The 7,960-nt window shown below is 66.1% G+C and carries 11 protein-coding genes; 4 read left to right on the top strand and 7 right to left on the bottom strand.

The genetic code is table 11. The annotated features are described in order from the left end of the window. Nucleotides 1–145: 145 nt before the first annotated feature. Nucleotides 146–220 (top strand): 50S ribosomal protein bL37, encoded by a 75-nt coding sequence (locus tag WAO18_RS09130; RefSeq protein ID WP_011728008.1) that lies wholly within the window; start codon nucleotides 146–148, stop codon nucleotides 218–220. A gap of 72 nt (nucleotides 221–292) precedes the next feature. On the opposite strand, the gene rsrA is transcribed toward WAO18_RS09130, so the two are convergent. After that, complete coding sequence (gene rsrA, locus WAO18_RS09135; RefSeq protein ID WP_422205736.1) at nucleotides 293–520, bottom strand: mycothiol system anti-sigma-R factor; 228 nt, start codon at nucleotides 518–520, stop codon at nucleotides 293–295. Between the two features lie 68 nt (nucleotides 521–588). After that, nucleotides 589–1,266: a sigma-70 family RNA polymerase sigma factor gene (locus WAO18_RS09140; RefSeq protein ID WP_422205717.1), complete on the bottom strand. Its 678-nt coding sequence runs from the start codon at nucleotides 1,264–1,266 to the stop codon at nucleotides 589–591. A 265-nt stretch (nucleotides 1,267–1,531) separates the two neighbouring features. Between WAO18_RS09140 and WAO18_RS09145 the strand changes: the two genes are divergently transcribed. Together WAO18_RS09145 and WAO18_RS09150 are read left to right on the top strand one after the other, a co-directional pair. Continuing rightward, nucleotides 1,532–2,380 carry an SDR family oxidoreductase gene (locus WAO18_RS09145; RefSeq protein ID WP_422205719.1) on the top strand — a complete coding sequence of 283 codons (849 nt, stop codon included), beginning with the start codon at nucleotides 1,532–1,534 and terminating at the stop codon, nucleotides 2,378–2,380. A 2-nt stretch (nucleotides 2,381–2,382) separates the two neighbouring features. Further along, complete coding sequence (locus WAO18_RS09150; RefSeq protein WP_422205721.1) at nucleotides 2,383–2,871, top strand: aminoacyl-tRNA deacylase; 489 nt, start codon at nucleotides 2,383–2,385, stop codon at nucleotides 2,869–2,871. Here WAO18_RS09150 and WAO18_RS09155 read toward each other — a convergent pair. Genes WAO18_RS09155 through WAO18_RS09165 form a run of 3 tightly spaced genes read right to left on the bottom strand, consistent with a single transcriptional unit; the run spans nucleotide 2,864 to nucleotide 5,030 of the window. Further along, on the bottom strand, nucleotides 2,864–3,607 hold the full coding sequence (locus tag WAO18_RS09155) for a class I SAM-dependent methyltransferase (RefSeq protein WP_422205723.1): 744 nt from the start codon (nucleotides 3,605–3,607) through the stop codon (nucleotides 2,864–2,866). The genes WAO18_RS09150 and WAO18_RS09155 overlap by 8 nt on opposite strands. Then, the gene (locus tag WAO18_RS09160; RefSeq protein ID WP_422205725.1) at nucleotides 3,604–4,440 is read right to left on the bottom strand and encodes an enoyl-CoA hydratase/isomerase family protein; all 837 of its coding nucleotides are present in this window, start codon (nucleotides 4,438–4,440) and stop codon (nucleotides 3,604–3,606) included. Before WAO18_RS09160 ends, WAO18_RS09155 begins: the two co-directional genes overlap by 4 nt. Beyond that, complete coding sequence (locus tag WAO18_RS09165) at nucleotides 4,440–5,030, bottom strand: TetR/AcrR family transcriptional regulator (RefSeq protein WP_422205727.1); 591 nt, start codon at nucleotides 5,028–5,030, stop codon at nucleotides 4,440–4,442. Before WAO18_RS09165 ends, WAO18_RS09160 begins: the two co-directional genes overlap by 1 nt. A gap of 137 nt (nucleotides 5,031–5,167) precedes the next feature. Between WAO18_RS09165 and WAO18_RS09170 the strand changes: the two genes are divergently transcribed. Continuing rightward, the gene (locus tag WAO18_RS09170; RefSeq protein WP_422205729.1) at nucleotides 5,168–6,604 is read left to right on the top strand and encodes a phytoene desaturase family protein; all 1,437 of its coding nucleotides are present in this window, start codon (nucleotides 5,168–5,170) and stop codon (nucleotides 6,602–6,604) included. On the opposite strand, the gene WAO18_RS09175 is transcribed toward WAO18_RS09170, so the two are convergent. Together WAO18_RS09175 and WAO18_RS09180 are read right to left on the bottom strand one after the other, a co-directional pair. Further along, entirely contained in the window at nucleotides 6,573–7,439 is an 867-nt protein-coding gene (locus WAO18_RS09175; RefSeq protein WP_422205731.1) for a 3-hydroxyacyl-CoA dehydrogenase family protein, read from the bottom strand. The two genes, WAO18_RS09170 and WAO18_RS09175, sit on opposite strands and share 32 nt — an antisense overlap. A gap of 82 nt (nucleotides 7,440–7,521) precedes the next feature. Continuing rightward, on the bottom strand, nucleotides 7,522–7,960 hold a 439-nt coding region (locus tag WAO18_RS09180; protein ID WP_422205733.1), incomplete at its 5' end, for an SOS response-associated peptidase.

Raw genomic sequence — 7,960 nt, forward strand, 5'->3', positions numbered from 1 at the left:
CAGCCGGCCGGACAGCAAGGCCCGGTCTCGTCGGCGAGCGCGAACTGCGGCACGCTGGTGCACGTTCCGGTCGTCTAGCAGTTGGCTTATACCGGCGGCGGCATGACAGACTGATTGACAAGCAGAACCGCGAGGAGGATCAGTCATGGCCAAGCGAGGCCGGAAAAAGCGCGACCGCAAGCACAGCAAGGCCAATCACGGTAAGCGGCCCAACGCTTAACCAACCGCTCAGATCAACAAAGACGCGGACCGTCCGACAGGCGGCCCGCGTCTTTGTTTGGTTTGTGAGGCGTTAGCGACCGCGGATGATCGTGGTCCGGCTGATCTCCACCCGTAGCCGCTCGCGCAGACCCTCTGGCGCCTTCTCACCTCGGCATTTGGTGGATATCAACATCTTGATCCGCTCCTCCAGCCCATAGAACTGAAAGCAAGGCGGGCAGTCCTCGAGATGCTGCCTCAGCTTCGCTTGCTTCTCCGGGGTGCACTCCCCGTCCAGCAACAACGCAACTTCGGCGATCACATCGGCGCACTCGGACTTGCTCTGGGGCTCCGCACCGGCCGAGGAGTCCGACTGGGACGAGAAGTCAGTCACGACGACACCTCCTCGGGTGCCTGGCCACCGCGAATGAAACCACGCTCTTTAGCCACGTCGGTCAGCAGTTCCCGCAGCTGACGCCGGCCGCGGTGCAGTCGCGACATCACCGTGCCGATCGGAGTGCCCATGATCTCGGCGATCTCTTTGTAGGGAAAGCCTTCGACATCGGCGTAATAGACCGCCATCCGGAATTCCTCCGGCAACGCTTGCAGTGCTTCCTTGATTTCGGTGTCCGGCAGCGCCTCGAGCGCTTCGACCTCGGCAGAGCGCAGTCCGGTGGAGGAATGCTCCGCGGTGGCCGCCAGCTGCCAGTCGGTGATCTCATCGGTGGGATATTGCGCCGGCTGCCGCTGCTTCTTGCGATAGCTGTTGATGTAGGTGTTGGTCAGGATGCGGTACAGCCACGCCTTGAGGTTGGTGCCCTCTTTGAAAGACCGGAAGCCCGCGTAGGCCTTCACCATGGTTTCCTGCAGCAGATCCTCGGCATCGGCCGGGTTGCGAGTCATCCGCAGCGCGCCGCCGTACAGCTGGTCCAGCAGCGGGATCGCGTCACGCTCGAAACGCGCCGTCAGCGCCGCGTCGGTCTCGTTCGAGCGGCTGCGCACAGACCCGTCCGAGACATCGGCCTGGGCCGCAATGTCCGACTCGGTCGCGCTATCGGTATCAGCCATAGTGAGTGATGCAGTCCCTTCCGTCGCGATGCCGGTAAACAGGTCCATTAGCACCGGACCCGTCTGGCACCCGGCCAACTGCTCTTCGCCGATGAGGCTCGTCGCCGTTGACACAGAACTCCACTCCCCAATCTAAAGGCTTCGACTGACACTGTCTGCTTCGCATGGGTCAACAGCGGCGATCGCCCCGCTATTTCCGGCCGGTTCGCGGCGCAATCCAGGCCGCTGATTCGACGCTTCTGTGAGCAGCGTTACTGTGACGCTCATGTCACTCAAGGGCAAGACCATGTTTATCTCGGGCGCCAGCCGCGGAATCGGCCTGGCCATCGCCAAGCGTGCCGCGCAGGACGGCGCCAACGTCGCATTGGTGGCCAAGACGGCCGAGCCGCACCCCAAGCTGCCCGGCACGGTGTACACCGCCGCCAAGGAGCTCGAGGAGGCAGGCGGTCAGGCGCTGCCGATCGTCGGTGACGTCCGCGACCCGGACTCGGTCGAGTCGGCCGTGGCCAAGGCCGTCGAGCAGTTCGGTGGCATCGACATCTGCGTGAACAACGCGTCGGCGATCAACCTCGGGTCCATCTCCGAGGTGCCGATGAAGCGATTCGACCTGATGAACGGCATTCAGGTGCGCGGCACCTACGCTGTCTCCCAGGCGTGTATCCCGCACCTGAAGGGCCGGGAGAACCCGCACATTCTGACGCTCTCCCCGCCGGTTCTGCTCGGCAAGGAATGGCTCAAGCCGACGGCCTACATGATGGCCAAGTTCGGTATGACGTTGTGCGCGTTGGGTATGGCCGAAGAACTGCGCGAATTCGGCATCGCCTCGAACACGCTGTGGCCACGCACGCTGGTAGCCACCGCCGCGGTGCAGAATCTGCTCGGCGGTGAGGAGGCGATGGGCCGCGCGCGCAAGCCGGAGGTCTACTCCGATGCGGCCTACGTGATCCTCAACAAGCCCTCCCGCGAATACACCGGCAACACCCTGCTCTGCGAGGACGTATTGCTGGACTCCGGCGTCAGCGACTTGTCGGTCTACAACTGCGTACCGGGCGGCAAACTCGGCGTCGACTTCTGGGTGGACGGCGTCAACCCGCCGGGGTACTCCGGCCCGTAGCCGTGGCCGGCGCGGCGACTCCGGCGCTGGCGGCGTTGGTCGACGCGGGTGTGCCGCACGAGGTGGTGAAGTTCGACCACGACCCGCGCGAACGCTCGTTCGGCAGCGAGGCCGTGCAAGCGCTGACTTCCTCGGGCGCCGTGTCGCCGGAGCAGATCTACAAGACGCTGATCATCGCGATTCCCGACGGCCTGGCCGTCGCAATTCTGCCTGTGCCGGCGCGGCTCTCGCTCAAGGCGGTGGCCTCGGCGCTGAATGTCGGCAAAGCCACCATCGCCGATCAGCGCGCCGCCGAGCGGGCCACCGGCTACGTCTTGGGCGCGGTGTCTCCCCTCGGTCAGCGCACGCGGTTGCCGACCGTCGTCGACGCCGGCGCAATCGGCTGGGAGCGGATGTATGTGAGCGCGGGCCGCCGCGGCTGGGACGTCGCGCTGGCACCCGGCGACCTGATCGCGCTTACCGGCGCGGTGACCGCGCAGATTCTCAGCTGAGATCGACCACTAGAAGCCGGTATCCGAGATCAAGCTGCGGCATGGCGAGAAGATCGGTATGGCGACGCGCCCAGGAGCCATCGGCAAGGTCGGCGCTGAGCCGCTCTAATCCCTTTGCCAGCAACGCTTTCGGTGTCAGCGTGAGCATCGAGATCCCGGCTCGCACGGTCTCGTCGAGATAGGCACGAGGCCGGCGCCAGAAGGCTCCGCCGAATCCGTCGACACAATCGTGTGGGACGGGCACCGGCTGGACCGACACGTTGCCCAGCAGCGAAATCAGCGTGGAGATCGGCACCGCCAGACGCTCGTCGGTGTCTGCGGCGGCGGGCAGATATTCGCGCAGCAGCCAGAATTGGCGAAAGACGGTGTCATCCCAGGTGAAAATCACGACACGCTGACGGGCGACGCGGATCATCTCGAGAACTCCGGCGGCGAGGTCCGACCAGTGGTGCACGCTCAGCAGCGCGACAGACGCATCGACGGCATCCGTTCCGATCGGCAGGTTCTCGGCCACAGCCCGCACCGCAGGCGCGGCCCCGGCTGGGCGTTGCGTGATCATGACCGAGCTGGGTTCGACTGCGACAACGACGTTCGACGGCTCGTAGGAACCGGTCCCGGCGCCGATGTTCGCCACTGTCGCCATACCGCGCAGCGCTTGCTCGATGACGGCGCCGATCCGTGGATCAGGTTGGCGGGTAAGCGAATACGTTTGCCCGGCCCGGTCGTAGCGGATCACCGTCCCAGCATCGTCTGCACACTGTCGGCGAACGCGGCGGTGGTGAAGCAGATCGGCTCGGCGAATTCCTCCATGGTCAGCGCATCGTGCCAGCCGGCGTCGGCGGTGGCACGCAGCAGCGGCTTGGTCATCGCGATGGCGTGCGCCGGCATGGCAGCGACGCGGGCACACCACTCGTCGGCGGCGGCAAGCAGCTCGTGGTGCGCAACGACCTGCTGCACGAGTCCGAGCCGCTGCGCCTGATGGGCGTCGATGTGCTCGCCACGCAGGTAGTACGCCAACGCGCCCTGGTAGCCCAGCCGACGGGTCAACGCCCAGCTGGTGCCGACCTCGGGAAGCAGTCCGAGACGACCGAACGCGGGCACGATCACCGCACGCTCACTGGCGATGGCGAGGTCACAGGTCAGCGCCCAGGCCAGCCCGACGCCGGCCGCCGCCCCGTTGATCGCGGCGACGAAAATCGTGTCCGCCCCGGCAATCAGCCGGGCGATACCGCCGAACTCGCGACGGATCCAGCGCCAGACGTCGGCGACGCCTTCGGGGTTGCTCAGCTGTTCGGTGGCCGAACGCATCATCTTCAAGTCTCCGCCGGCGCTGAAGCCCGGGTCGGTGCCGGTGAGCACCACACTGCGAATGTCGTTGTCGGCCACGAGACCCTCGATCGCGCAACGTAACTGGCGCACCAACGGTGCCGAGAGCACGTTGAGCCGGTCGGGCTCGTCGAGAGTCACCACGGCCCGGTCGCCGCGATGCTCCACGCGTACCCGGCGCGGCGCCTCGGGATCGTCGCCGTCGGCGACCATGCCGGCGTACAGAGATTCTGCTGAGCTCATCACTCATCCTCCTCGATATCATTGGCCCGCAACACCATCCATGCGGCATCCGCGAACGTCTTGATCGCCCCGCGTGACATACGGGGTTCATCGCCGGCAATCCAATGCCGGCCGAATTCCTGTGCCGGGCCGAACCACAGCGCGGCGGTGACGCCGGCCTGCATGGGACGCAACACTCCGTAGGTGTGGTGTGGTTGCCACCAGTCCCGCACGGCGTTGAAGAACCCCATGTTCGCTTCGCGCAACTCGGCACTGCCCAACCGGTCGCCCAGCAGTAAGGCCGCCTCGCCACGGTTGGCAGCCACCCAACGCAGATGGTGGGCAACGCCGCCGCGAATCCCGTCTTCCGCGGTCTGCTGTCGGCGCAGCATCGCCACGAAACTCCCCTGGTACTCGCTCATCACCTGCGCGTAGACGGCGGCCGCCAATGCGGGCTTGTCCGTGAAGTGGTGGTAGAGCGCCCCGACGCTGACGTCGGCGTCCCGCCGGATCTCGTCGAGCGTCGCGGCGATAGCGCCGTCCGCGGCGAACCTGCGGCGGGCCGCCTGCATCAAGCGGCTTCGCGTATCGCTGGTCGCTGCTCTCGGCATGAGGATTACTCTAACTTAACAGAGGAATCCTCGGTATAGCCCGTGGCGATGCCGCGTTACCGGCCCGGGGAATAGGGTTTGGACATGATCCGCGCCGGCGACGATGCAGAGCGCACCGACGAGAAGGAGCGGCACCCATGAGCACGGCATTGGTGGTAGGCGGCGGGCCCAACGGGCTCGCAGCAGCCGTGTCCCTTGCAGCCGAGGGCGTGCAGGTCACCGTCCTCGAGGCAGCCGACGAGGTCGGCGGTGGCGCCCGCAGCAGCGAGGCAATCCTTCCCGGCCTCTTGCACGACCACTGCTCGGCGATCCACCCGATGGCCGTCGGCTCGCCGTTTCTCAGCAAACTCAACCTGGACCGCTACGGCCTCACCTGGTGCTGGCCGGATATCGACTGTGTCCACCCGCTCGACGGCGGCAGCGCCGGCGTGCTGCACCGCTCGGTTGAGCAGACCGCGGCCGGCCTCGGCCCCGACGGCTCTCGGTGGCAGCGCGCGTTTGGCTACTCGGCGTCGCGTTTCGACGCGCTCAACGAGGACATCATGGGCCCGCTGCTGCGACTCCCGCACCACCCGCTGATGCTGGCCAGGTTCGGCGCGCCGACCGTACTTCCGGCGTCCACCTTCGCCCGGCTGTTCCGCACCGACGAGGGGCGGGCTTTGTTCGGTGGCGTTGCTGCCCATGCCTTTCGGCCGCTGCACTACCCGATGACTTCCGCGATCGGGATGGGCATCATCGCCGCCGGCCATCGGCATGGTTGGCCGGTCGCCGAAGGTGGCTCGCAATCGATCACCAACGCGATGGTGGCGCTGCTGGGCGAACTGGGCGGCAAGATCGAGACCGGTGTCCCGGTCCGGACCGCATCACAACTGCCGCCCGCCGACGTGACGCTTTTCGATCTCGCGCCCGAACCCGTCGCGGGCATCCTCGGCGATCGGCTGCCCGGCCGAATCTCGCGCGCCTTCAGCAAGTTCCGGCGTGGGCCGGGTGCATTCAAGGTCGACTTCGCCGTCGACGGCGGCGTGCCCTGGACGAACCCGTACGCGCATCGGGCGGCCACCGTGCACGTGGTTGGCACCTACGCCGAACTCGCCGCCACCGAGCGGGATATCCACGCAGGACACATGCCTGGGCGGCCGTTCGTGTTGGTCGGGCAGCAATACCTGGCCGATCCGCAGCGATCGGTCGGCGGCGTTCACCCAGTCTGGACGTATGCCCATGTGCCCAATGGCTTTTCGGGCGACGCGACCGCGGCAATAACCGCTCAGATCGAGCGGTTCGCACCCGGCTTCCGGGAACGCATCGTCGGCCAGGCAGTCCGCTCGACGACGCAAATGGCCACCTACAACCCCAACTACGTCGGCGGCGACATCATGACCGGCTCCAAGGACATCCGTCAGCTGACCTTTGGACCGCGAACGACGCTGTCGCCGTATAGTATTGGCCTTCCCGGTATGTATATCTGCTCGGCGGCCACTCCCCCCGGCCCCGGCGCCCACGGCATGTGCGGAGCCAACGCGGCCCGATCCGCACTCGCCCATCTCAATAGCGGTAAAAGCCCTCGCCGGTCTTGATGCCGAGCTTGCCGGCATCAACGTAGGACTGCAATAAGTCCCGCGGGCCCTTCGGCAGCTGTGGGAACTCGTCGAGGTAGTGGTTTTCGATGTCGAGAGCGACGTCGAGGCCAACCAGGTCCATCAACTGAAAAGGACCGGCCGGCGCGCCCAAGTTGAGCTTGTACATTCCGTCCACGTCTTCCGGACGGGCCACCCCCTCGGCGACCACCGCCAGCGACTCACGCTTGATCGCCGCCCACACCCGATTGAAAATGAAGCCGGTGCACTCTTTGCGCGCCTCGAAGGGGTAGACGCCGAACTCGGGTAGCACGGCCAACAGGGTGTCGAGCAGGCCGCGGTCGGTCTCGCCGTCCGACATCAGGTCGAGGCCGTTGATCTCCGGCGGCAGGTAGAAGTGCGTGTTGCACAGCCGCGTCTTGTCGCGCACCTTCTCGGCCATCAGTCGCGAGGGGTACGACGACGAGTTGGTCGCGAAAATGGTGTCTGACGGGGCTGACTTGTCGATGTCGCCCCACAGCGGAATCTTGATCTCGAGTTTTTCGGGGGCCGACTCCACCACCAGCCACGCGCCGTCCAGCGCCTCGGCCAGCGATGTCGTGGTGGTCGCGATGCCCGGTTCACCGAAGCCGCGATTCTCGATGACTCTCGGAAGGGTCTCGGCCACATACTGTTTCGCGGCTGCCAGCTGCTCGTCGCGGCGGGCGCCGATTCGCACGGTTCCGCCACGGCTGGCGAACATCAGCGCGATACGCCGGCCCAGCGTCCCTGCGCCGATCACCGCGACCGGACGGTTCCGGATGTCATCGAATGTGTATGTATACGAGGCACTCACACACGCATGCTAAGTCCCCGTCGCAAGCCCGGAACCATCGCCGACGAACAAAGTTGTGCGGACCGTTGTTCGCGGCCGACAACTAGAGCAGCGTGGCTTGTTCGGGCTGCGGCTCGGCCGGCTCCAGCAGCTCTGGCCCGTTGTTTCGGACGTTGTTGACCAGTGTTGAGATCTCCCGCATTTCGATGCCGTCGACGCTCGGCGGAGCGGCCAGGAAGTCGAGGTCGGGCGGAGCGTCGGGGTCCAGCCAGCGATCCCAATCCCGCTCGGGCACGATCAACGGCATCCGGTCGTGGATCTTGGCGAGCCCGCCGACGGCGTCGGTGGTGATGATGGTGCAACTCAGCAGCGGCGTCTCGTCCTTTGCGGCCTTCCATACCGACCACAGCCCGGCCATGAACAGCATCTCGCCGTCGGTGCGGTGCAGAAAGAACGGTGTCTTGCGGGCCTTCTTACCGGAGTCGGTATCGCCGTTGGCGCGCCATTCGTAGTAGCCGTCCATCGGGATCAGGCAGCGTCTG

This window comes from Mycobacterium sp., from assembly GCF_049278535.1.
Classification (GTDB): Bacteria; Actinomycetota; Actinomycetes; order Mycobacteriales; family Mycobacteriaceae; genus Mycobacterium.

Bases quoted from the DNA above. Each gene is read 5' to 3' on its own strand.
- WAO18_RS09140 (WP_422205717.1), bottom strand. From the start codon at position 1,266: ATGGCTGATACCGATAGCGCGACCGAGTCGGACATTGCGGCCCAGGCC.
- WAO18_RS09145 (WP_422205719.1), top strand. From the start codon at position 1,532: ATGTCACTCAAGGGCAAGACCATGTTTATCTCGGGCGCCAGCCGCGGA.
- WAO18_RS09160 (WP_422205725.1), bottom strand. From the start codon at position 4,440: ATGAGCTCAGCAGAATCTCTGTACGCCGGCATGGTCGCCGACGGCGAC.
- WAO18_RS09165 (WP_422205727.1), bottom strand. From the start codon at position 5,030: ATGCCGAGAGCAGCGACCAGCGATACGCGAAGCCGCTTGATGCAGGCG.
- WAO18_RS09170 (WP_422205729.1), top strand. From the start codon at position 5,168: ATGAGCACGGCATTGGTGGTAGGCGGCGGGCCCAACGGGCTCGCAGCA.